General features: G+C 64.8%; 22 protein-coding genes and 1 tRNA gene. 8 read left to right on the top strand and 15 right to left on the bottom strand.

Features of this window, described 5'->3' with window-relative positions:
- Both GA0061099_RS13505 and chpT read right to left on the bottom strand, forming a co-directional pair.
- A partial coding sequence (locus tag GA0061099_RS13505) for a chemotaxis protein CheA (protein WP_208604912.1) occupies window positions 1-1,337 on the bottom strand: 1,337 nt, incomplete at its 3' end.
- A 196-nt stretch (window positions 1,338-1,533) separates the two neighbouring features.
- Entirely contained in the window at window positions 1,534-2,187 is a 654-nt protein-coding gene (chpT, locus tag GA0061099_RS13500) for a histidine phosphotransferase ChpT (protein ID WP_036009803.1), read from the bottom strand.
- Window positions 2,188-2,385: 198 nt separating this feature from the next.
- Between chpT and GA0061099_RS13495 the strand changes: the two genes are divergently transcribed.
- Window positions 2,386-3,216: a 3'(2'),5'-bisphosphate nucleotidase CysQ family protein gene (locus tag GA0061099_RS13495; RefSeq protein WP_085972362.1), complete on the top strand. Its 831-nt coding sequence runs from the start codon at window positions 2,386-2,388 to the stop codon at window positions 3,214-3,216.
- Between the two features lie 10 nt (window positions 3,217-3,226).
- On the opposite strand, the gene GA0061099_RS13490 is transcribed toward GA0061099_RS13495, so the two are convergent.
- Window positions 3,227-3,712, bottom strand: a complete 486-nt coding sequence (locus GA0061099_RS13490) for a YHS domain-containing (seleno)protein (protein WP_036009801.1) — start codon at window positions 3,710-3,712, stop codon at window positions 3,227-3,229.
- Window positions 3,713-3,851: 139 nt separating this feature from the next.
- Here GA0061099_RS13490 and GA0061099_RS13485 point away from each other — a divergent pair, with 139 nt between their 5' ends.
- From GA0061099_RS13485 to GA0061099_RS13470, 4 genes are all read left to right on the top strand, one after another.
- Window positions 3,852-4,457 (top strand): DUF1134 domain-containing protein, encoded by a 606-nt coding sequence (locus GA0061099_RS13485; RefSeq protein ID WP_036009799.1) that lies wholly within the window; start codon window positions 3,852-3,854, stop codon window positions 4,455-4,457.
- Between the two features lie 120 nt (window positions 4,458-4,577).
- Window positions 4,578-5,891 carry a coiled-coil domain-containing protein gene (locus GA0061099_RS13480; protein WP_074447726.1) on the top strand — a complete coding sequence of 438 codons (1,314 nt, stop codon included), beginning with the start codon at window positions 4,578-4,580 and terminating at the stop codon, window positions 5,889-5,891.
- A gap of 160 nt (window positions 5,892-6,051) precedes the next feature.
- Window positions 6,052-6,126, top strand: a tRNA-Val gene (locus GA0061099_RS13475).
- 385 nt (window positions 6,127-6,511) lie between these two features.
- Window positions 6,512-6,850: a hypothetical protein gene (locus tag GA0061099_RS13470; protein ID WP_141697590.1), complete on the top strand. Its 339-nt coding sequence runs from the start codon at window positions 6,512-6,514 to the stop codon at window positions 6,848-6,850.
- Window positions 6,851-6,878: 28 nt separating this feature from the next.
- On the opposite strand, the gene GA0061099_RS13465 is transcribed toward GA0061099_RS13470, so the two are convergent.
- The 4 genes from GA0061099_RS13465 to GA0061099_RS13450 all read right to left on the bottom strand — a co-directional run bounded on the left by GA0061099_RS13465 (window position 6,879) and on the right by GA0061099_RS13450 (window position 12,461).
- Entirely contained in the window at window positions 6,879-7,364 is a 486-nt protein-coding gene (locus tag GA0061099_RS13465; protein WP_338060688.1) for a 2'-5' RNA ligase family protein, read from the bottom strand.
- 126 nt (window positions 7,365-7,490) lie between these two features.
- Window positions 7,491-8,330: a universal stress protein gene (locus tag GA0061099_RS13460; protein WP_036028585.1), complete on the bottom strand. Its 840-nt coding sequence runs from the start codon at window positions 8,328-8,330 to the stop codon at window positions 7,491-7,493.
- A 118-nt stretch (window positions 8,331-8,448) separates the two neighbouring features.
- Window positions 8,449-8,838 (bottom strand): response regulator, encoded by a 390-nt coding sequence (locus GA0061099_RS13455; RefSeq protein WP_036009791.1) that lies wholly within the window; start codon window positions 8,836-8,838, stop codon window positions 8,449-8,451.
- A gap of 14 nt (window positions 8,839-8,852) precedes the next feature.
- A complete protein-coding gene (locus GA0061099_RS13450; protein ID WP_036028586.1) occupies window positions 8,853-12,461 on the bottom strand; it encodes a GAF domain-containing protein in 3,609 nt (1,202 codons plus the stop codon).
- A gap of 183 nt (window positions 12,462-12,644) precedes the next feature.
- Between GA0061099_RS13450 and GA0061099_RS13445 the strand changes: the two genes are divergently transcribed.
- Window positions 12,645-13,418, top strand: a complete 774-nt coding sequence (locus tag GA0061099_RS13445) for an SDR family NAD(P)-dependent oxidoreductase (RefSeq protein WP_036028589.1) — start codon at window positions 12,645-12,647, stop codon at window positions 13,416-13,418.
- A 48-nt stretch (window positions 13,419-13,466) separates the two neighbouring features.
- Here GA0061099_RS13445 and GA0061099_RS13440 read toward each other — a convergent pair whose 3' ends face one another.
- From GA0061099_RS13440 to GA0061099_RS13415, 6 genes are all read right to left on the bottom strand, one after another.
- Window positions 13,467-14,141, bottom strand: a complete 675-nt coding sequence (locus GA0061099_RS13440; RefSeq protein WP_036028591.1) for a membrane protein — start codon at window positions 14,139-14,141, stop codon at window positions 13,467-13,469.
- Between the two features lie 183 nt (window positions 14,142-14,324).
- Window positions 14,325-14,807, bottom strand: a complete 483-nt coding sequence (greA, locus tag GA0061099_RS13435; RefSeq protein ID WP_036028593.1) for a transcription elongation factor GreA — start codon at window positions 14,805-14,807, stop codon at window positions 14,325-14,327.
- 57 nt (window positions 14,808-14,864) lie between these two features.
- The gene (locus tag GA0061099_RS13430; protein ID WP_036028608.1) at window positions 14,865-15,335 is read right to left on the bottom strand and encodes a hypothetical protein; all 471 of its coding nucleotides are present in this window, start codon (window positions 15,333-15,335) and stop codon (window positions 14,865-14,867) included.
- A gap of 136 nt (window positions 15,336-15,471) precedes the next feature.
- On the bottom strand, window positions 15,472-15,810 hold the full coding sequence (locus GA0061099_RS13425) for a hypothetical protein (protein ID WP_036028610.1): 339 nt from the start codon (window positions 15,808-15,810) through the stop codon (window positions 15,472-15,474).
- A 175-nt stretch (window positions 15,811-15,985) separates the two neighbouring features.
- On the bottom strand, window positions 15,986-16,504 hold the full coding sequence (locus GA0061099_RS13420) for a hypothetical protein (RefSeq protein ID WP_036028595.1): 519 nt from the start codon (window positions 16,502-16,504) through the stop codon (window positions 15,986-15,988).
- Window positions 16,505-16,542: 38 nt separating this feature from the next.
- Complete coding sequence (locus GA0061099_RS13415; RefSeq protein ID WP_036028597.1) at window positions 16,543-18,090, bottom strand: acetolactate synthase large subunit; 1,548 nt, start codon at window positions 18,088-18,090, stop codon at window positions 16,543-16,545.
- A 343-nt stretch (window positions 18,091-18,433) separates the two neighbouring features.
- Here GA0061099_RS13415 and GA0061099_RS13410 point away from each other — a divergent pair, with 343 nt between their 5' ends.
- Together GA0061099_RS13410 and GA0061099_RS13405 are read left to right on the top strand one after the other, a co-directional pair.
- Window positions 18,434-18,934 (top strand): L,D-transpeptidase, encoded by a 501-nt coding sequence (locus GA0061099_RS13410; protein WP_420886525.1) that lies wholly within the window; start codon window positions 18,434-18,436, stop codon window positions 18,932-18,934.
- A gap of 208 nt (window positions 18,935-19,142) precedes the next feature.
- Window positions 19,143-19,958, top strand: a complete 816-nt coding sequence (locus tag GA0061099_RS13405; protein ID WP_036028613.1) for a DUF2927 domain-containing protein — start codon at window positions 19,143-19,145, stop codon at window positions 19,956-19,958.
- Window positions 19,959-19,977: 19 nt separating this feature from the next.
- Here the strand turns inward: GA0061099_RS13405 and GA0061099_RS13400 are convergent, their stop codons facing one another.
- Both GA0061099_RS13400 and GA0061099_RS13395 read right to left on the bottom strand, forming a co-directional pair.
- On the bottom strand, window positions 19,978-21,006 hold the full coding sequence (locus GA0061099_RS13400) for a YcjF family protein (protein ID WP_036028600.1): 1,029 nt from the start codon (window positions 21,004-21,006) through the stop codon (window positions 19,978-19,980).
- Window positions 21,003-22,472: a YcjX family GTP-binding protein gene (locus GA0061099_RS13395; protein WP_036028602.1), complete on the bottom strand. Its 1,470-nt coding sequence runs from the start codon at window positions 22,470-22,472 to the stop codon at window positions 21,003-21,005. Before GA0061099_RS13395 ends, GA0061099_RS13400 begins: the two co-directional genes overlap by 4 nt.
- Window positions 22,473-22,501 lie beyond the last annotated feature (29 nt).

The raw sequence follows: 22,501 nt of genomic DNA, 5'->3' as shown, positions 1-22,501 counted from the left end.
ATGAACTTGTGGATCTGGGCTTCGCTCATCTTCTCGAGCTCGGCCTCGGTGACGAGACCGGACGAGAGCGCCTTGGCCTTGATCTTCTCGGTGTTGAGGCCGCGGCCGTTGTCGGCGATGCAGATGATGATGTGGCCGCCCTCGTGATAGGCGGAGAGGCGAATGGTGCCCTGCTCGCCCTTGCCGCTGGCGAGGCGCTCGGCGGGGGTCTCCAGGCCATGATCGGCGGAGTTGCGCACCATGTGGGTGAGCGGGTCCTTGATCAGGTCGAGCACCTGGCGGTCGAGCTCGGTGTCGGCGCCGTGCATCTCGAGCTCGATCTGCTTGCCGAGTTCGGATGAGAGGTCGCGGACGATGCGGGGCAGCTTCTGCCAGGCATTGCCGATCGGCTGCATGCGCGTCTTCATGACGCCTTCCTGCAGCTCGGCGGTGACGTTGGAGAGGCGCTGCAGCGGCACCTTGAACTCGGTGTCCTCGTTGCGGCGGGAGATCTCCAAGAGCTGGTTGCGGGTCAGGACCAGCTCGGAGACCATGGTCATCAGGTGCTCCAGCGTATCCACGTTGACGCGGATCGACTGGTTGGCGATGCGGTCGCCCTCGCCCGCCATCTCGTCGGCCATCGACTTCTTCGGCGCGGCCTTCTCCTTGGCGGGCTTTGCGGCTTCCTTCGCCACGGGCGCTTCAGCAGCTGGCGCGGGCTCGGCCTTTGCCCCAGCCTGAGCAACGGGCACCGGCGCTTCAATCGCGGTCTCGCGGAAGGCACGCTCGAGCTCGTCGAGCGAAACCTCGCCCGGACGCAGCGGGCGCTCCAGGGTCTGATCGACCAGCGTGCCCATGGTCATCTCCTTGGCGAGGGCGGCTGCAGCGGCGGGCGCTTCCGGCACCAACGGCGGCGCATCGGCAACGGGAGCCGCAGTGCCGGCTGTCGGCATCGGCTGCGCCGAGCCTGACATGGCCGCCATGCCCTGCTCGACCATCGCTTCCAGCTTGTCGATGAGATCGCGGTCGTTCCCCTCAGGCTCGGCCTCGGTCGCCTCCAAGCCAGCCAAAATCTCCTTGATGCGGTCGATCGAGGACAGGATCACCGTCACCGCCTCGGCGGTCACAGGCATGCCGTCACGGAATTTGCCCATCAGGGTCTCGCCGGCATGGGCCAGCGCTTCCAGCCGCGGCAGGCCGAGGAAGCCGCAGGTGCCCTTGATGGTGTGGACCAGGCGGAAGATGTTATCCAGGATCTTGGCGTTGTTCGGCTCCTGCTCGAACTTCACCAGCTGATTGTCCACGGTGTCCAGGCTCTCGCTGGTCTCCGTCAGAAACTCCCGCAACAGATCATCCATGAAAACAGGCCTTCATACAGGAAGGGCGCGCACGAGGCGTGATGCGCCATTTCGGAATGGGGCCAGCTTCACCGCAAAGCGTTTAATATTGGTTGAGTATGTGCAAAAGAACGGCACCAACAAAGAGATAAGGCGCTCCGAACAAGCCGAAGCGCCTCGTAAAGAATCGATTAAGAGGTCGGGCGCGACGCGCCGTTTACGAAGCGGTAACGATGATGGCTTCGCCTTCCGGCTTGAGCGTCACGGTGAGCCCGCAGGCCTGCGCGAGCAGCCGCGTATAATAAGGCTGGATCGCATGCGCATCGGCAGCCGGCCCGCGCTCGCCGCTCAGGAGCTCGGAGATGTTCTGCGGCAGGCGTGCATTGTGTCCGGTCGCGGTGATGCGAAAGCTCATCACCTCGCCCTCGCCGACCGGATCGACCGTCAGCATGCCGCCGCGCGGGATCGTGTGCTGGGCGACGACCAGCATGTTGAGCAGCAGCTTGACGCGGTTCTTCGGCAGCAGCAGCCGCGGCAGATTCCAGGTGATCGAGCACTTGCCGTCCTCGATATGGCCCTTCGCCATGGTGTGGGCATCGCCGAGATCGATCTGCGCGCCGGAGGAGCCGGCCGCGCCGAAGGCAAGGCGGCAGAACTGCAGCCGGGCGGAGGCCGTCTTGGCGCTTTTGCGAATCAGGTCGAGCGCGAACTCGCGGTCCTCGGGCTTGGGATCGTCGTCGAGCACTTCGAGCCCGTTGACGATGGCGCCGACGGGGCTGATGAGATCGTGGCAGACCCGCGAGCACAGCAGCGCGGCGAGTTCGAGCATATCGGGAGCGGCAGTGGTCGCGGGCGACGAAGCGTCAGACATATAATGGGGTCCTGGAGGGTTCCTGGAATTGCACGGCGCTGGACGCCGCGAATCACGCATGCTTGACGGATGCTGCGGGTTCTAACATTCGCAACCCCGCGGCAGCTAGCTTGCGATCGGTTCGAGGCGGCCATAAGCCCGGGCGAATCGATCGGGGCGAATCAGTGGACGAGGAACGATATTGCCGACAGATGAGGCATGCAGGTGAAACGGATCATTGACGGAGCGGCCGCTGCCGGCCTGATGGAGCCGCTGACTGCGCTGGTGGTGAAGGCGGGCGAGGCGATCCTCGCCGTCAACCGCGCGGCCATGCGGATCGACGGCAAGCAGGATGGCTCGCCGGTGACCGAGGCCGACCTTGCCGCCGACCGCATCATCGCGGACGGACTCGCGCAGCTCGCGGGCGACGTTCCGACGCTGTCGGAGGAGCGGACCCAGCTCGCCTCCCCGCCGTTCCAGGGCAGCTTCTTCCTGATCGATCCGCTCGACGGGACCAAGGAGTTCGTCGCCGGCCGCGACGAGTTCACCGTCAATCTTGCCCTCGTGACGTCAGGCGTGCCGGTGCTCGGCATCGTGAGCGCGCCCGCACTCGGGCTGCTCTGGCGCGGCACCGTCGGCCGCGGTGCCGAGCGCGTGAGGTTCAACGGCGCGACGATCGCCGCCGCCGAGCCGATCCGCACCCGCAAGCTGCCGGCGCGCGGGGAGCCTTGGATCGCCGCAGTGAGCCGTTCGCACGGCGATGCCAGAAGCGAGGCGTTCATCGCCGACAGGCCCAATGCCGTCAGGATGACGTGCGGCTCGGCCGTGAAATTCGGCCGCATCGCGGAAGGCGGCGCCGACATCTATCCCCGTTTCGGGCCGACCTCGGAATGGGACGTCGGAGCCGGCTGCGCGGTCGTGACCGCGGCCGGCGGCAAGGTGACCGACGGCAAGGGCGGCGAGCTCCGATTTGGCCAGCGCAGCGATACCGGCTTCATCATCCCGGAATTCATCGCGTGGGGCGACCCGCAGGCGGTAGGCTGCGACTGACCAGGGCTCGTTACTGCCCGAGCTTCTCCTGCAGGGCCGGCCAGCGCTTGCCCACCTCATAGAGGAAGCGCTCGGGATCGGCGACGAAGGCGTCGCGATTGTCTTCCCGGCTGAACAAATAGAGCCGCTGCGCCACGATCGCGAAGAAATGCGGATTGGCGGGGACGGTGACGCCGCGGGCGATATCGACCGGATCGTAGCCGCCGAATTGCGGTCCGTAGATTTCGGGATGGGCCTGGAAAGAGGCGCGGTTGCCCTCGTTCCGGAAGCGCCAGACGGCCCCCCAGAGGTTCGCCTCGAACTCCGCCGTCCCCTGCACGGCCGCGCCGGCGACGAAATAAGCGACGGGGTCGAAGCCCTCGATGGCGACGCCGCTGAAGCGGTTGACGACGATCCGCTCGGTGGTGGCGGCCCCTGTCGGTCCGCCGGCACCGAGGATCCAAATGCCCGCCAGCAGGCAGAGGCGGCGGGCGATCAAGGCAATTCCGGGGCGCAAAGGGCTATCTTCCTGCCGTTGTGCCGTCATAGTTGCTGCGGATAACATCCGAGTCGAGGGGACATCCGGCGCAACCTAGGGCCATGCCTGTTGGCGTGAGGTTAAGGAAGCGACCGGATTCGGTACCAGGGGTTCTTTTATGACTTTCGCATCACGCCTTGCTGCGCTCGCGCTTGCCGCGATGATCGGCTGGATCGTGCCGGCCTCCGCCCAGCAGGCGCCGCCGCCTGACCTGCCGCCGCCGCAGCGGACCCCGACGCCCAATACCTATGGGCCGGACGAGCTCGTCACCGCCGGCCATCGCTTCTTCGGCAACGTCTCGCGCGGGCTCGCCTCGATCATCGAGAAGGCGGTCAGCCAATGGGGCCTGCCGAACGGCTACATCCTTGGTGAGGAAGGCTCCGGCGCCTTCGTCGCCGGCCTGCGCTACGGCGAGGGCACGCTCTACACCAAGAACGCCGGCGACTTGCGCGTCTATTGGCAGGGCCCCTCGCTCGGCTTCGACTGGGGCGGCGACGGCGCCCGCACCATGACGCTGGTCTACAACCTGCCGGCCACCAACGCGATCTACCAGCGCTTCGCCGGCATCGACGGCTCGGCCTACATCATCGGCGGCTTCGGCATGACGGCGCTGACCTCCAACAACATCGTGCTGGTGCCGATCCGCTCCGGGCTCGGCCTGCGCCTCGGCGCCAATATCGGCTATCTCAAATACACCCCGCGGGCGACCTGGAACCCGTTCTAGGCCCACGTCCTCCCCACTGCCCACCGATCAAGGTTAACGACAGAGCGGGGCTGGCTTTCTGCCGGCCCGCCATGGCATTGTCGTTGGTGAATTTTTCCTTAAGCTTGGGAGTTCTGGCCCATGGTCGAACCGATCATGTACCTGGCGATCGGTTTCCTGCTCTCGATGCTGTGCGGGCTTGCGATCGTGCCGCTGGTGCATAACCGCGCGGTGCGCCTGACCACGCGCCGGCTCGAGGCCGCCACCCCGCTATCGATGGCCGAGATCCAGGCCGACAAGGACCAGCTCCGCGCCGAATTCGCCATGTCCGCGCGGCGGCTCGAGATGAGCGTCGAGCAGCTCAAGAACAAGACCACGAGCCAGCTCGCCGAGCTCGGCAAGAAGAGCGACGCCATCAACCGCATGAAGATCGAGCTCGGCGAGAAGAACGCCACCATCTTCGCGCTGGAGGCGCGCGAGAAGGCGGTGAAGGAGCAGCTCCGCGCCACTGAGGAGGAATTCGCCGCCAAGACGGCGTCCTTGCGCGAAGCCGAGATCGCGTTGACGGACAAGCAGGCCGAGCTCGCCAAGATCAACTCCGAACTGTCCGACCGCTCGATGATGGCGGAGAGCCGCCAGGTCGAGCTGGTCGCAGTGCGCGCGCAGATCGAGGAATTGAAGCACCGGGTCGGCGATGCCGAGAAGGAATTTGCCGCCACGCAAGCGCGCCTCGCACAGGAGCGCACCGAATCCGAGACCGCCTCGCGCGAGCTCGGCGAGGCGCGCGGCCGCGTCGAGAATCTGAGCCAGCGCGTCACCGAGCTCGACCGCCAGCTCATCGTGCAGGTCAAGGAGGCCGAGATGCTGTCGAGCCGCGTCGCCGATCTCGAAGGACGCCTTGCCACGCAGGGCAAGCTGCTCGCCGAGCGCGACTACGAGAACAACCAGCTGCGCCAGGCCAACGAGGCCAACGAGCGCACCATCAAGGAGCTGCGCGTCGAGATCGCGGGCCTCAGCGGCGGCAAGTCGTCGGCTGCGATGGAGCAGCTGCGCGCGGAAAAGGCCGCGCTGGAGGAGCAGCTGCGCAGCGCACGCGACGAACGCGCGAAACTCCAGCGCGACATCAACGCGATCCAGCAGCAGGCCGAGAGTTCCTGGGCGACCGAGCGCATGGAGAACGCGCTTCTGCGCGAGCGCATCAACGACATCGCGGCCGAGGTGGCAAAACTCGCGATGCAGCTCGAAGGCCCGAACTCGCCGATCGAGGCGCTGCTCGCGGCCGAGGCCGGCCAGCCGCCGAAGCCGGCGCCGCGCCCGGCCAACGATGCCGCGACCAACGGCGCCGCGACCAGCAGCGGTTCTGCGCCCCGCCTGCCCGAAGGCGGCGGAACGCTCGCCGAGCGCATCCGCGCGCTCCAGGCCCACGCCTCCCGCGCCCGCCAGCAGGGCGCGTAACCGGCCAAAAATCCGGCTTCCCCTGCGGAAGGCGCGACCTGACCAAGGTTTTCCGCCCCGGCGACGGCTTGAAAACTTGACACCTTGGGCCGGCACTTCTAAATCGCGGGCTCCGATGTGCCGGCCGGCCCAAGGTTGCGGCCGCCTGCATGATGGTCCCGGGCGCATAGCTCAGCGGGAGAGCGTTCCCTTCACACGGGAGAGGTCCAAGGTTCGATCCCTTGTGCGCCCACCACGCTTCGCCAAGAGGCTTCGCGTGGCGCAGCCACCCCCAATGGTAGCGAAGCGTGTCCGGCGTAGCTCAAAGAGCGTAGACGGACCGGGGCCTTCCGCTCTGTCAAAAATTCGAAAACAACCCCATGCACAGTAGCCGACCTCAGTCGGATCAAAGGTTTACGACTTTTCCGAATTTTCCTTGCTCCGTCGGGCAAAACAGGGGCATGATGGCATGATCGGGAGGGGCGCACGCTTGATGAGCATGCTGCGCCTGAGGGCCCGCACGGCATCGCCGGCTTAGAGATTCAGGGATGAGCTGGATGACACTCCCTCGTCCCCCTTCGAAACTCTGGATACGAAACGCGATCGCGGTGCTTGCTGTGGCCGGCATCGGAGTCGCGGCCATGGTTGGTCTCATCTGGTTCGCACTCGAAGGGTTCGCCAGCTGCCGCAACGTGGTCCTGAGCTCGACGCGGTCGCCCGACGGCACCAGGGCCGTGTTCGTCTTCAGGCAGGAATGCAACGCAACGGTACCGGATTCCACATATGCGAGTATCGCGCCGATGGACCGGACCTTTTCACCCGATCGCAACCACGCATTCCTCGGCTTCGCCGGTCACGCGGAGATACTGCCCAGCTGGCGCGGGAGCAACGTCGTCGAAATTGCGATGATGCCAGGGATCGAGGGAGGCTTCATCCGGCACGATGAGAAGGTCGGCTCGATCCGGATCGATTACAAATAATCTGCGGGCTCGACGAATGATCACCACTTCACAGAGCCCGAACCGGCAATCTCTGTTCCGCAACCACGCGCACGGGCGGAAAAGTAACGCAGTCCACGACGTCGAACAGCACGCTGATGCTCCCGTTGAATGACTGCGCGAAGGCGATCGCGTCATCGCGCTTTGCGTCGGCGATTTGTGTGCCGAGCGTGCAATGAGGTCGCCAGTTTTCGGGCCGATAATGCAGCCGACAAAAGGCGGGATCGATTGCAGCGCTGATCGAGGCGTGCCACCTGACGAGCGTGTCATCGAACTCCGGCTCCGCCCAGAGCACGAGCGGCGGACCTGCGAACCAACGAATTCGCTTGAACGCGACCTGCAATGGCCCTTCGCCTCCAACCGCGCGGAGCATGGTCTCCCACGCGGTCTTCGCGGTAATCTCGGGCGCATCATAAATGGCGAATGTAAAATGCGGCCGATAGCCGAGACCCCTCATCGAAGGCTGGCTCTCAAACGCGGCAACTTCATCCCACAAGGCTCCGATCCGCTCTGCGGAGGAATGGTCGGACCGAATGTTAATAGCCAAAGCCATGCGCCGGTCGCTCTGTGAAGCAATGGATTTTTGCCTCATCAATGGCGACAAAACCAGGCCTTTTGCGCGCTAGTGAGCCATAAGGACGGGGATATCCGCGTGCTCCATGATATAGCTGGTCGCTCCACCGAATATCATCTGCCGTAGCCGCGTGCGGGTGAAGGCTCCTTTGATCAATAGATCGCAACCGTGTGCCCTGGCGGCATCGAGGACCGCCTCACCAGTTTCGCGCCCGTCCAGCTCAACGCTGATCAAGCTGGCCGCAATGCCATTGTATTGGAGTTGCCGAGCGATCTGACCGGCAGACGGTCCTGGCACCGCTTGGCCGCCGACAACGGTCAGGACCGATACCCTTTCGGCCAGACGAAGCAGCGGCATGGCAAATGCGTTTGCCCGAGCTTGCTCGGTACTCCCGTTCCAGTGGATCATGATGTTTGTTGCGACGCTTCTTGGTGCATTCGACGGGGCCAGCAGAACGGGCCTGCCGCTCTCAAACAGCGCGGACTCAATCGCGCGGCGGTGAGGGCCCGCAGCATCAACGTCGGATCGCGCCATCACGATCAGATCGAAAGCGCGCCCATAACTTCCGACAAAGTCTTCGCCCTCAGGCGCGGTCTCCAGCCAGCCGAAGCAAGGCGGGTTCGACCCTGCGGTGGCGCGGGGAACATCATGCTTCAGCATGAATGCTTCGAAAAAGTTGCGCATGTCGTTCAGTTCGGCTTCGCTCTTCACTTGATACGTGTCCAGGAGAATGCCGGTGGCCAACTCGGCGGCCGCATATTGAGGGATGCCGAACCGGAGTGGAAAACCTTCGATATAGGCGCCGGAGCGACGCACTAGGCCTACGGCCACAGCGAGCGTGGCTGTCATCATCGGAATATTCTGAAGCGGGACCAGGAGCGTCTTCATTTTGAATCTCCGATTTTCTGACGAAGATTGACGGAGGATGCATGCCCTCAATTGGAGTGGCGTCTGCAACAGCTTCACTTTGCGAGCCGCTCTGGTTTGCCACCGGCAACGGTTGCAATCATGCGGCCTGCTCAAGCCTCGCATCGATCTCCTGGCGCAGCGCGGCGAAGTCGATTGGCTTGGTCAACAGGTCGGCGGCGCCCTTCTCCAGCGCCTTGCGTTTGGTCTCGGCATCACCGTAGGCCGTGATCATGATAACAGGCACATCGGGGCGGGCCGAGCGCACGATAGGCAGCATCTCCAGTCCGCTCATTCCGGGCATATTGATGTCGGACAGGATCAGAATCAGGGTGGCATCCGCAATCTCGGCCGCGCGCTGCAAGGCCAGGGGCGCCGAGGATACAAACTCCATCAGAAAACGACCGGCGCGCAGATCGCGCCGAAACTGCTGGCGGAACAGCGCCTCGACATCGGGCTCGTCGTCGACCACCATGATATAGACGCTCAATTTCTGCCTCCGCTCTACAATGGTGCCGCCCGCGTACGCGGCAGCGTAATGATGAACTCGGTATATTCGCCCGGCTCGGTATCGACCTCGATGCTGCCGCCGTGCTGCTTCACAATGATGTCGTGGCAGATCGAAAGGCCAAGGCCAGTTCCTTCGCCGGCCGGCTTGGTCGTGAAGAATGGATTGAATATCTTCTCTCTGACTTCGGCCGGGATGCCGGTGCCATTGTCGCGAATGCGAATTTCAACGGCGCCGCCGAGGTCTGTGGTCGTGGCACGCAGCCTTGGCTCGAAGCCGTCACCGACGACCTCCTTTTGTTTGCTGGCAGCGTAGAAACCGTTTGAAACCAGATTGAGGAACACCCGCGTGATTTCCTGCGGATACAGCTCGAGCGCTCCCGCAGACGGATCGAGTTTTCTTTCAAGCGTGATATTGAAGCCGGCTTTTTCAGCGCGCGCTCCGTGATAGGCCAGGTTGAGACTTTCTTCGAGGATGGCGTTGATCTCCGCCGCGCGGCGTTCGCCGGACCCCTCGCGGGAGTGCAGAAGCATATTCTTGACAATGGAATCGGCGCGCGTTCCGTGCTGCACGATCTTTTCCAGGTTACCTTGCAGCATGTGGATCAGCGCGTCGATGTCCTGCCTTTCCGCCTCGCCGAGGCCGGCTGAGCGCAGCGCGTCGCCGAGCTCGTCGGTCAGTTCGGAGGACAGCGCAGCAAAATTGTTGACGAAATTGAGCGGGTTCTTGATCTCGTGGGCAATGCCGGCCGTGAGTTGCCCGAGCGAGGCAAGTTTCTCGGTCTGGATCAGCCGATCCTGCGTATTTCGCAATTCCTCGAGCGATTGCGACAATTCCATGGTGCGCTCGCGCAGTTCATTCAGCAGGCGTGCATTCTCGATCGCGATCACGCCCTGGTGTGCGAAGTTGGACACGAGCTCGATCTGCTTGTCTGTGAAGGGTTTCACTTCCTGGCGGAAGATCGTGATGGTGCCAATCAGCTCATCTTCCTTGAGCATGGGCACGATGACGACGGTCCTTGCGCCGGCAAGGTCGGCGAGCGCGCGAACATTGGGATTGCCTTCGATATAGGGCGGCTGCGTCCTGATGTCGTCGATATGAACCGTCTGATGACTCTTTTCGACGGTGCCAAGCCCGCTCGCGGGATGTGGGCGAATGTTCTGGTAGAGCCGGGTATCGACATAAGCTTGCGGCGCGTTGTGCAATGCGACCGTGCGAAAGCCGCCCTCCTCGTACAGATTCATGGTGCCAAAGCCGGCGCCGCAAATTCGCGTCGCATTCTCCAGCATCTTGTGGAAGACCGGAGTGAGTGCGCCCGATGAAGCGCTTATGATTTCCAGCACCTCCGACGTTGCCGTCTGCCGCTCCAGCGATTCATTCAATTGCTCGAACAGGCGCACATTGCCGATGGCGATAACGGCCTGATCGGCAAAAGTCTGCACGATCTCGATCTGTCGTTGGGTAAACGGGCCCGGTTCCGGTCGCGCCAAACTGAGAACCCCGATCGAGGTGCCCTCACGTATTAGCGGTATGTTGAGGGTCGCGCGATAGCCGCCGATTCTCGCGAGGTCGTGCCGCGAGAAGTCGGGGTCTTTCATGAGATCGGCGACATGGTCGACCCGGCCAGTGAGCGCTGCCCGGCCGCTCGGCGTGTCGCGGCTAGGCGCAAGCGGCTGGCTCTTGCGTAGCGCGACCCATTCCGGTGGGTTGTTATGGGAGGCTTCCAGGTGCAACAGCCCATCGCGAATGAGATAGATCGCTGCTCTGGGGTCGCCGCAGAGCCGTGCGGCCGAGCTGACAAGCGTCTCGAGAACATTGGGCAAATCGAACGCCGAACGGCTGATCACCTTGAGCACGTCGGCCGTTGCGGTCTGCTGGCGCAGCGACTCGCTGAGATCCTCAGTGCGTTCGCGCAACTCCTTGAGCAACCGCGCATTCTCGATGGCGATCACCGCTTGGTCGGCAAAGGTGGCGACGAGCTCGATCTGCTTTTCGGTGAAGGGCTGCACGCGCTTGCGGGCGATCACGATTGCGCCGATCGGCTCATTTTCGCGCAGAAGGGGAACACCGAGCGCCGTGCGTTGACCAGCGATCGTGATCGACTCCTGCAGGCCGTATTCGGGATCGGCAGCGACGTCGAGGATTTGCACCGGACGGCGTTCGAGGACGGCTCGACCCGTGACCGTGCGCCGGCCGGGGGCGATCGGATGAGCCTGCAGAAAGGCGATGTAGTCGTCGGAAAACCCGACCGCTGCTCCGGCCTGATATTCATCGCCCTCGCGGCGCATGATGAAGGCCATCTCCGCCTCGCACAGCCGTGCCGCCGAATCGACCAGCGTGTCGAGCACGGTTTGCAGATCGAAGGTCGAGCGGCTGATCACCTTCAGCACGTCGGCAGTCGCAGTTTGCTGCTGGAGCGATTCGGCGAGGTCGCGCGTTTTCGCCTGGACCTCATCGAACAGCCGCACATTCTCAATCGCGATCACGGCCTGATCGGCGAAAGTGGAGACCAGGTCGATCTGCTTGTCCGTGAACGAGTTCACGGTCTTGCGGCCCAGAAATAGCACGCCGATCGTTTCTCCGGACCGAAGCAGGGGTACGCCCAGAAGGGTGCGGTAACCGCCGGCCCGCTGTTGCTCGGGATAGGCATAGTCGGGATCGACCAGGGCATCTGGGATCTGAACAGCCTTGCCGCACAGCAGGACCCTCCCGACGAGGCTACCGCGTCCAGCATTGAGCCGAACGCCCGCCGAGACCTTGGCCCACTCGGGCGAGAAATTGTACCGAGTTGCATGAGAGTAGGCACCATCGGCGTCCTGCCGGACGATTGCCGCCATGTCGGCACCACACAGCGACGCCGCCGATTCCGTCAACGTGTCGAGCACCGTTTGCAGATCGAACGCGGAGCGGCTGATGACTTTCAACACATCCGCAGTCGCGGTCTGCTGCTGCAGCGATTCCCGCAAGTCGTCGGTACGCGCCTGCACCTCGTCGAACAGCCGCACGTTCTCTATGGCGATGACAGCCTGGTCGGCGAAGGTCTGCAGAAGTTGCACATGATGCGGAGCGAAGGCTCCCGGCTCGGCCCGCGTTACGCTGATCATACCGATCACCACGCCACCAGTCGCGAGCGGAACGAACAACATGCTGCGAAAGCCGCGGGCGCGCGCGATGAATTTGATCTCGTTCGTCAGCGCTTCCGTATCGGGGGTCGGCACCACCTTGCCGGCCTCCGTCCTCGCAAAGCTCTCGAAATCGGCGATCGGACGCGGAAACATCTTCATCAATGCTTCATCGGCGGCAGAATTCGTCGGCGTGAACGCCGCCAAGTGGGCATTACCGTCGATGAAGCGGAATACGGTCGTCGAAAAGCCGCCGAGCAAGGCATTTGCGCGCCTCGCGATAGCATCGAATACCGGTTTCACCTCCGATGGCGAACTGGCGATGATCTTGAGAATGTCCGCAGTGGCGGTCTCGCGATCCTGTGCGGCGCGCAATTCGGCCAGGAGCCGCGCGTTCTCCTGCTGCAAATCCGCCACAACGTCCTGAGGAAGCGCGGCCATGATGAAAATCCATGCCGCCAGCCGGTTCGCGGCCGACGTCAAAATCTAATCAAGAAAGCGTCGGGAATTATTCCACCATCAGGTGCTTCCGACCAGACATACCGGCGGTTGATTTTCGATTGACTACGCGTCAATTCGGCTTTCCGATCGACCGGAGCGGCAAGCTCCACAAATGCCACTCGAGGGGGATCGCGGGGCGCAAAGCCGCGACCTCAGGAGAACCCCATGGCGACCATATTCATCACGGGTAGCACCGATGGCCTCGGCCGGGCGGCGGCGCAATCGCTGCTCGATCAGGGGCACCGCGTGGTGCTGCACGCGCGTTCAGCCGATCGTGCCGCGGCTCTCGGCGGTCTCGCTTCGCGTGTCGAAGGATTGGTGATCGGTGATCTCAGAAGCGCGGAGGAGACGCGGAGCATCGCGGACCAGGTCAACGCGATCGGGCGCATGGATGCAGTGATCCACAATGCCGGCGTCTACATACGGCCGAGCCGCGGTTTGACGCCGGAAGACCATGCCGAGACGCTGGCCATCAACACGCTTGCGCCATTCATGCTGACGGCCCTGATCGCGCGGCCCGCCCGATTGGTCTATCTCAGCAGCGGATTGCACCGCGGCGGAGAGGGCTCGCTCGACGACCTCGATTGGACCAAGCGGGCCTGGAACGCGGGCCAGGCCTATGCCGAGAGCAAGCTGCACGTCGTCGCGCTCGCCTTCGCGCTGGCACGACGCTGGCCCGACGTCCTCAGCAATGCCGTCGATCCCGGTTGGGTGCGCACGAAGATGGGCGGCGCAGGTGCCCCGGTCGATATCGACACGGGGCAGCGGACCCAGACCTGGCTGGCGGTGAGCGAGGAGCCCGCAGCGCGAGTGAGCGGCCGCTACTGGCATCATCTCGAGCAGCAAGAGCCGGCCCGTGAGGCGACCGATCCGAGATTTCAGGACCGGCTCATCGGCCAATTGAGCGAGCTGACGGGCGTCGAGCTGCCGGCGGCGTGACGCACGATGATTGGTCGTCATTGCAGGCTCGCAATGACGGAGCAGGCTTCAGGCGGCCTTCGTCCGCCAGGCCGTATAGAAACCGATCAGTGTCCCCATGGCGACCAGCGCGGCTGCCAGCAGTACCTGCAATTCGCCATCGTCGGTGGGGCCGATGGACGACACCAGCCGGGTTACGATGACGAACAGAATGCCCACCGCGGCCGCGGCACCCACGCAGAGATAAGCGAGCTCGCGTGTCAGGCTGCGGCCGAGCAATCCGAGCGCCGTGAAATACATCGAGCAGGCGTTGGGATGAACGAACAAGGCAATGCGCGCATAGCGGCCATAGGCGTCGAACAGGGACTCGCATCGGCGCAGGGCCGCCTTCGAAGCCACCCGCTGCAGAAACGGCCTGAAGAAACGCGCCTGTCCATAGCTGAGAACGGCGCCCAGGATGATGGCGAGCCACGCCGCGAGGAAGACGGAGCCATCCACGGCCTTCGGACTGAGCGCCACGGACATCAGGATGAGGGCGGTGCCGGGAAAATAGCCGAAATACGGGAAGACCGCTTCCACCAGCACGCAGGCGAACATGAAGGCCGGAAACCATGCCGACCCGGCCGCGCCATGGACGATGGCGTTCAGGTCGAACAGGCTCGTCCTGTAGAGAACGAGGTACATGCACATGGCGAGGCCAGCCAGCGCATAGAACGGCAAGGCTCCAGACAAAAACCGTCTCATCCGATCATCAACTTCGTTTGGCGGAGACGACGGCCTCGCGCTGTTCCGGATCATGCTTTAGGCGAATGGGATTGAGGCTGTCGATGGCGCTCTTTGCCACGCAACCGCACCTGGGTTGGCGCACGCTGTGGTTTTGGGCATGATCTTTCCGGAAAACCGCTACGCACTTTTCCGGATCATGCCCTACGCAATCGACAGAATCTCGATCTCCTGCGCGCCAGAGCCGACGACGTCGCCGACCGCCTTGCCCATCAGCGACCGCGCGACCGGCGCGACGAACGAGATCGAGCCAGCCTTGGGATCGGCTTCGTCCTCGCCGACGATGCGGTAGGTCTGGACGCGGCCGTCGGCACGGCTGAAGCTCACGGTGCTGCCGAAGGCAACGATGTCGGTCGCCACAGGATCGGGCATCACCTGCGCCGTGCGCAAGCGCTCGGTGAGATAGCGCAGATCGCGCAGGGGCACGGCGGACTGCCGGCGCTTCTCGTTGACGTCCTCGATGGCTTGCGCGGCTTCATAGGCCGCGCGCGCTTCGGCGAGCTGCGCCTGCAATGCCTTGAAGCCTGCTTCCGTCACGAGGTTCGGATGCGGTGAGATCGGGCGGTCCGGCAACAGCGTCTCGGACGCGGTTTCGGCGCTCTCTTCCTTGGTGAAGGCGACGCTCAATTGAAGATCCTGTCGAACTGTTTCGCTTGCGACGCCGTGCGGCGCCCGCGACCGAGATTATATCTCAAGTTCGACGAAACGGCGGAGCTTGAAGACGAGGTCCGGCACGGCCTGGCGGAACCGGGTTGCGTTCTGGAAACTGGTCGAGAACGGCGCGAAGGTGAGCATCGCGTTCCAGTGCCGGTAACCATAGACCGTGACCGAGACGCCGGAACTCGGGAAGTTGTCCAGCTTGCGCAGCTCGCCGAGCACGAGATCGGCAATCGCCTCCGCCGGCAGCAGCCGCTTGCCGTTCCGCGTGGTTGCGATTTGCTCGGCCGGCTCGGGGGCCGTCGCTGCGGCATCGGGCGCGCTCTCGGCTTCGGCCGCATCGGATCTGGACGTCGCGGCGGGCTCCACGGGATCCGCCGGAACGATCGGCGGGACCTCGGCGAGCGGAGGCGGTGCAACAGGGTCTGCGCGCTTGTTGCCTCCCAGGATGCTGCTGATCATGGCCACAAGGCCGGCATCCTTCACCTCGTCGCTCATCATTCCCCCTGGGCTTCGGCCTACTCTAGCACCGCTCGCGCAGACCGCCACCGGCGATGTGGAGCGATGGAGAGCCGGACGCCGCCGAATGATCGGCGGCACCAATTTCGATCACGTCGCGCCGCGGTGCGGTCCGCTACTGTTTAGCGAACGGAATGTATTGGTGGTACTGCTTGGGCACCGAGCTGCGGTAGCGCGCCGGCACGGTGCCGGTGTCGACCGAATGATCGATCTCCTGCTGGCGGGTCATCTTCTTCTTCGCCGGCTTCTTCGACGCGCTCTTCTTGCCATCAGTGGGCTGGCTGGAGGTGTCGGTGGTCGCGCTCGGCGCTGTGGTCGTCGCAGCCGGCGCAGTGCTTGTCGCGGCAGGCGCAGCGGTTCCGCCGGCGGCCGGCGCGCCCTGCGCCAGCGCGAGCGGTGATTGCATCATGAGCACCAGCGCTGCCGTCGCAGCCAGCAAATATGATTTCTGCATCAGAACCTCCAAAATGCCTGATCCGAATGAGCCAGCGTAGGCCTCCGGCATCGACGCGTGCAAGTCCGTCGACAATAGGTCCGATCCCACGCCGGAACTGTGGTGGGGATCACATTGCGGGCAATGGCCTAACGTCATGACAGCGCGGCGTGCGTCACTGCGCCGCCGCGATCCGCTATGCGCGAGCTCCGAGGCCGGTCTCCTCCAGCCGCGTCGCGAACCAGCGTGACAGCGGCTCGTCGACGGCAGCGCTGACATAGACCTCCGACATCGTCACATGAGGCCGGTCCAGCACTAAGAGCAGGCCGATCCAATAGGGAAACCAGACATGGACGTCGGTCAGCGCCCGCAGCTTGTGCTGGTCGTGCTCGAGCGGCGTGTGGTTGCTCGCCTTGCGGATCTCCACGGCGAGCAGATTGTTCGGAATCTCGCGCTGATGCACGACGACATCGGGGTAGATCGACTTGCCGAGATGGTCGTCGGTCGAGATGATGGTGCCATGCGGCAGATGCAGCGTGCGCTCGCCGAGCCGGTCGTAATTGCAGTCGACCGACCAGCCCGAGAACTGCTTTTCCAGATGCACGGCGAAACGGTGCGTGACCGCCCGCTCGCCGACGTCCTTCTCGAACAGGAAACCCTCGTGGGCGTAGAAGTCCCTGACAGCCGCGATCACCTTGTTCAGCTCGGTCTGCATCGTGCCTCCGGGCTCACGGCGCTCTGTCTGGCGCCGCCCTACATCTGAACTTCGATCAGGCGCGGGCCGGGCTCGGCGACGGCCTCTGCCAGTGCCTTGTTGAACTCGTCTGCGTTGGTGACGGCGCGGCCGGGAACGCCCATGCCCTTGGCCAGCGCCACGAAGTCCAAGGTCGGGCGGTCGAGGCGGAGCATGTCGTTGGCGCGCTGACCGGGCTCGCCGGCGCCGACATTGTCGAACTCGCCGCGCAGGATCTGGTAGATGCGGTTGGCGAACACGATGGTGACGATGTCGAGGTTCTCGCGCGCCTGCGTCCACAGCGACTGGATCGTGTACATCGCGCTGCCGTCGCCGACCATGGTGATCACCTTGCGGTCCGGGCAGGCGATCGCAGCACCGATCGACAGCGGCGTCGAGAAGCCGATCGAGCCGCCCATGTTCTGCAGCCAATCGTGCGGGGCCGCCGCCGCCGTCGGCGGGAAGAAGCCGCGGCCGGTGGTGAGGGATTCGTCGACCATGATCGCGTTCTCGGGGATCGCACAGGCAATGGCCTGCGCGATCGAGGCGAAGGTGAGCGCGCCGGTCGGCTTGACCAGCTCAGCCAGAGCCTGCGGCTTGACGTCCCTGGCGCTGGCCTTCACGGCGCCGGCGAGCGCCTCGAGCGCGGCAACCGAATTCTCGCCCCAGGAGGTCATGCGATGCACCTCGCAGCCCTGCGGCTTGAGCATGCTCGGCTTGTTCGGATAGGCGAAGAACGCCACGGGATCGTCGGACTCGACCAACACGATGTGACGGAATTTCGCCAGCATCGGCAGGGCCTGATCAATGACGTAGTGGATGCGGTCGATCGAGAAACGGCCGCGGCCGCGCGCCATCTTCGGACGGAAGGTTGGGCCCATCACCGTGCAGCCGGTCTTGCCGGCGATGCGCTCGGCCAGGGCCAGCCCCTGCGCGCTCAGCGCGCTGCCGGTCATCAGGAGCAGCGTGCCTTCGCCGTCGCCATGCAGGATCTTTGCGGCCTGATCGACCGCCTGCGGCGAATAGCTGGCGCGCTGCTGCTCGGCCGGAACCTCGGCAATGCCGTCGGCCTCGTTCCAGGCAGTGTCGGCGGGCAGGATCAGGGTCGCGATCTGCGGCGGCGCGCTTTTGGCGGCGGCAATCGCCGCAGCGCCGTCGGCGGCGACCGATTTGGCATCCGGGGAGGTGCGGACCCAGGACGACATCGGCCGGGCCAGGCCTTCGATGTCGGAGGTGAGCGGCGCGTTGTAGCCGATGTGGTAGACGGCGTGCTGGCCGACAATGTTGACGATGCCGGAATTGGCCTTCTTGGCATTGTGCAGATTGGCAAGGCCGTTGGCGAGGCCGGGGCCGAGATGCAGCAGGGTCGAGGCCGGCGTGCCCTTCATGCGGAAATAGCCGTCGGCCGCGCCCGTCACCACACCTTCGAACAGGCCGAGCACGCAGCGCATGCCGGGGACGCGGTCGAGCGCCGCGACGAAATGCATCTCGGAGGTGCCGGGGTTGGTGAAGCAGACGTCCACCCCGCCCTTGACCATCGTCCGCACCAGGCTTTCCGCACCGTTCATTCTGTCTGCTCCCGCAACCGGCATTTCCAGTGATCCGCTCGATCAATCATTGTTCGCGCGGCCCGTCAAAGCAATAGCGGGCATTGCGGCCCTGTCCCGCGTGACGACGCCCGGATTTGGCTAACGCTTTCCAGCAAATTGGCGAGAGTTGCGATTTGGTAACGTCAGTCGTTAACGATGCGACCCTCACGGGCCCGTGGCTTGCGAAATCCGCGCAAATATGGCCTCTGGATCCGGTTGAATCGATTTTTTTCTGGGGGAAATGATGATCCGGTTTTTTGCCGCACCGATGGCCGCAACGGCGCTGCTGCTGACTGGCGCAGCCGACGCGTCCGCGACGGGGATGATAGACTTCACGGGCACCAGTTCCACCAGCTATATCGGCCGCGGCGGCGCGAGCCCGATCCCCCGCACCACCGTCATGTATAACGGCAGCTACGCCCCGGGCACCGTCGTGGTGAACACCGCCGAGCGGCGGCTCTATTTGGTGCTCGGGAACGGGCAGGCGCTGCGCTACGGCATCGGCGTCGGCCGCGACGGCTTCCGCTGGGCCGGGGTGCACAGGATCACCGCCAAGAAGGAATGGCCGGACTGGACGCCGCCCTCGCAGATGTTGGCGCGCCGGCCGGACCTGCCGCGCCACATGAAGGGCGGCATCGACAACCCGCTCGGCGCCCGCGCCATGTATCTGGGCTCGACGCTGTACCGCATCCACGGGTCCAACGAGCCGGAGACGATCGGTCAGGCCGTCTCCTCGGGCTGCTTCCGCATGACCAACGACGACGTCACCGACCTCTATAGCCGCGTCTCGATCGGCACCCCGGTGGTGGTGCTCAACAACTAGCCGCGCGCGAGCTGCCGTAGGGTGGGCAAAGGCGCACTTGCGCCGTGCCCACGATCTGTCCCCAGTTAGATCGAAATCGTGGGCACGCTTCGCTTTGCCCACCCTACGGCACTGTAACTCTCTTGTTACAGACAACCGCAGGAACCCGCGCGGCGCGTGATTTTGCGGCCTTGTGCGCGCGGCGCGAATGCGGCAGCGTCACAGCACGATGAGCGCATTCGTCCCGCCCTCGCCCGGCCTTCGCTTCGCCCTGCTGGCGCTCGCGACGCTCGCCTGCGCGCCCGATACCGCACCGATGGCTGCCGCCGGCGAGCTGCCCGCGGTGTCCTCGCGCCAGCGCACCGAGAAGAAGAGCTTCACCGACGGCGAGATCATCGAAGGCTTCCTGAAGACGGCATTCGGCGCCGAATACCATCTTGCCGGCCGCGTCGACCGCATCCGCAAGTTCGACGGGCCGGTGCGCGTCTACGCCGAGAGCGACCGCGAGGATCGCAAGACGCAGCTCGCCAAGGTCGTGGCCGACATCGGCAAGCGCGTGCAGCATCTCGACATCGCCATGATCGACACCAACGAAGCGGCGAACGTGCGCGTGAAGCTGGTGCGCGACCGCGATCTCTTCCGCACCATGTCGAGCTTCTACGGCACCGAGAAGGCGCGCGAGATCCGCTCCTCGCTCGATCCGCAATGCCTGTCCGGCTTCCGCAAGAACGACAATTTCGAGATCGAGCATTCCGACGTCATCCTCACCGTCGACAACGGCGATTTCACCTTCCTCGACTGCGCCTATGAGGAGCTGCTGCAATCGCTCGGGCCGATCAACGACACCACGAGCGTGCCCTGGACCATGTTCAACGACAACGTCTCGATGGGCTATTTCGACGTCTACGACCAGTACATCCTCAACCTGCTGTACGATCCCCGCATCAAGGCGGGCATGACCGTGGCGGAGGTCAAGGCCGTGCTGCCCGCCGTCCTCAAGGACGTGCGCGCCTGGGTGAAGCGGGCGAATAATCTGAAGGAATGAGGCAGTCTAACGGAGCGATCTACTCGTCGCCGTCCTTCTTCCGCAGCAGATCCGTCGCCAGATCTGACAGCTTCGGCGGCGGCAGGGCGGCGAACGGCAGCGGCCGCGTCACGTCGATTGCGGCCAATCCCAGCCGCGCCGTCAGCAGCCCGTTCAGCACGCCTTCACCCAAGCGCTGCGACAGCTTCGCCGCGATGCCGTGGCCGAGCATCTGCTGCACCAGGCTGTCGCTCGCGGCCATGCCGCCGGTGATGGCGAGATGGGCGATGACGTGGCGAAGCAGGCGGATCATGCCGAGTGCGCCGGGACGGCCGCCATAGAGATAAGCGAGCTGGCGGATCAGGCGCAGCGCCGCCACGAACACGAACAGCACGTCGATGGCGGCGCGCGGGCTCACCGCCGTCACGATCGAGACCTTTTGCGCCGCCGACGACACCAGCCGCCGCGCCTCGGCGTCCAGCGGCGACATCAGCTCGCGCTCGGCGAGGCGGATCATGTCGGCGCCGTCGATGATCTCGCCGGCGTGGCTCTCCAGCGTCGCGCGGGCGCGCGCCAGCTGCGGATTCTGGTGCGCGATCTTGAGCAGGTCCTGGACGATGACGCGGCTCTCCTTGCGATCGTCGCTGGCCAGCACGGAAGCTGCGCGTTGATGCAACTTCTCGATGGTCGCAAGCCGCGCGAGGCCGAACGCCTCGCGTCCGATCACCACGGCAAGCGCCAGCGCGGTGACGGCGGCGAAGGCAAGCCCGACGAAACCGAGCGTCTCGTTGCGCGCGAACAGATCCTCGACCAGATGGACCACGCCGAGCCCGGTGCCGAGCAGCGTCAATCCGGCGAGCCCCGACCAGAACAGAGTGCCCCAGGGAAAGCCGCGCCGCGCCGGGACTGCGGCGTGCACCGGCACCGGCAGCATCGCCGGGTCGGGCTCCGGCGTGATCTGGATGGTGGCGCGACCGAGACGGCCGGTCTCGTCGGCCTCGGCGACGACGACGCTGGGATCATCGAGCCGGAACGTCGCCGGCCGCCGTGGCTTGGATCGCTCGGTCATGACAGCTTGTCTCCGATCAGGAACTGCAAAGCACGGTCGAGGCGGATGTGTGGCAGCGTCGGCTCGTCGGCACCCTCGCGTTCGAGCTTCGGCGGGCGGAAGCGCAGGAAGCGGAAATCGCTGTTCCCGGCCGCCTCCGACGCGAGCCCGCGGAACGCATCCGTCCCATTGAACAGCGGTTCGGGATCGAGCGGAAGATCGCCCGGAAAGGTCGCAACCTCGGTGTTGCCGTCGAAGAACTCGCCGCCGGCGCTTTCGCCTGCGGCGGGTGTTCCCAGGATCGACGGCAGCTTGTCACGGCCATGCGCCACCTGCGCTTCGCGCGTGGCGCGCACGGCGGCGAGCGCGACGACGTCGATCGCCGCGCCGGTGTTTTCCGCGCGCGCGACCGCGCGCGAGACGGCGCGGCGCAGCACCGCCTCGAGCCGGTCGTGACTGGAATGATGCAGATGATCCGCCTTGGTCGCGGCGAACAGGATGCGGTCGATGCGCGGCCGGAACAGGCTGGAGAGGATCGTGCTGCGGCCGGTGTTGAAGCAGTCGAGAATGCCGGCGAGCGCGGCTTCGAGATCGCGCAGCGCCTCGGGGCCGGAGTTGAACGCGGCGAGCGCATCAGCCAGCACAATCTGACGGTCGAGCCGCGCGAAATGATCGCGGAAGAACGGCCGCACCACGACGTCCTTGTAAGCTTCGAAGCGCCGCACCATCATCGCCCACAGCGATCCCTCACCCGCCTGCCCGCCCGCAGGCACGTCCAGCGGCGCAAAGGTCAGCGCCGGCGTATCGGCGAGATTGCCGGGCATCAGGAAGCGACCGGGCGGCAACAGGCTCATCGCAAACCGCTCGTCGCGGCAGGCGCGCAGATAATCGGTGAAGAGCTTTGCGGCCGTCAGCGTCGCCTGCTCGTCCTCGCGCGCTTCGGGCTTGAGCGTCGCGAGATGACTGTGCCACTCGGCCGCGAGATGCGCACGCGGCGCCTCGCGCGACAGCGCCAGGCTCTCCGCCGACCATTGCTCGTAGCTCTTGTGGAGCAGCGGCAGGTCCAGCAGCCATTCGCCGGGATAGTCGACGATGTCGAGCGTCAGCGTGCGGTCGGCGCCGTTCGGGCGCTGGTAGTCGATCACGAGCCTGAGCTCGCTGATGTCCATGGTCGAGCTCGGCCAGCGCCGTTCCTCGATCAGCGCGCGCAGATGGCTCTCATATGCAAAGCGCGGCACGGCATCGTCCGGCTGCGGCGCCAGGTGCGCCCGCGCGATCCGGCCCGAGGCGTAGGCCTCGAACACCGGAAACCTGCCGCCACGCGTCAGTCCATGGATCAGCGCGGTGATGAATACGGTCTTACCGGCGCGCGACAGACCGGTGACACCAAGCCGCACCGTCGGGTTGAAGAAGTGCTCGCCATAGTCGATCAGCGCCCGCGCCGACAGCCGCGCTTCCTCGACCATATCCTGGAAACTGAATGCCATATGAACGTGAGGGGATCTCGGGCGAGGGA

The organism is Bradyrhizobium yuanmingense, assembly GCF_900094575.1.
Taxonomy (GTDB): Bacteria; Pseudomonadota; Alphaproteobacteria; order Rhizobiales; family Xanthobacteraceae; genus Bradyrhizobium; species Bradyrhizobium yuanmingense.
Note: the sequence above shows the minus strand (reverse complement) of the source record. Positions and strands in the feature narration are given on the sequence as shown.